Source organism: Escherichia sp. MOD1-EC6842 (assembly GCF_002965705.1).
Taxonomy (GTDB): domain Bacteria; phylum Pseudomonadota; class Gammaproteobacteria; order Enterobacterales; family Enterobacteriaceae; genus Escherichia; species Escherichia ruysiae.
Map to the genome: position 1 here is coordinate 1 of NZ_PTRF01000060.1, position 540 is coordinate 540.

The 540-nt window shown below is 51.5% G+C and carries 1 protein-coding gene; it reads right to left on the bottom strand.

Features of this window, described 5'->3' with window-relative positions; translation table 11 throughout:
• Positions 1-42 precede the first annotated feature (42 nt).
• A partial coding sequence (locus tag A7Z29_RS23545) for a DUF6645 domain-containing protein (protein WP_353620301.1) occupies positions 43-540 on the bottom strand: 498 nt, incomplete at its 5' end.

A 540-nucleotide genomic window follows, 5' to 3' on the forward strand; every position in this document is an offset into this window, starting at 1 on the left:
TGCCGCCGGTTTCCTTGTTTTCCCTTTCCCGGCGGCATTTTTTTATCCTGCTGACGGGTTATTCACTTCCACCAAAATGCTGTCAATCAGTACCGGATACGTTGCATTACTGGTGATATCGGTCAGGCGTAACTTGTCTGCCGCAAAAGAACCGACAGGTGACTGAGACAGCATGAACGGTTCCCCGTCCTTACCATCAATCACCGGCGTCACCTGAATGCTGTTATTACCGGCAAAACGGAATGCCAGCGTATGCCACTCGTTATTAAATGCACCGAATGAACCCAGCTTCGTGTTCTGGTCTGGATTACCCTTGTGGTACATCACGTTAAGGTCTGTGGCATCGCTCTGAACGTAAAACGATGCCAGCAGGTTATGACCGGCATTACCTTCCAGTGTGACGCCCTGAGGAAGCGAAGAAACCGGCCAGTACAGCGCCAGTGCGTACTGATTAGCCGTAAGCGCGCCATCAAGTTTAAAACGACAGCTGACAAGGCCACCTTTTTCCAGCAGGTCGGCACCATTACCGGCATCATGCTG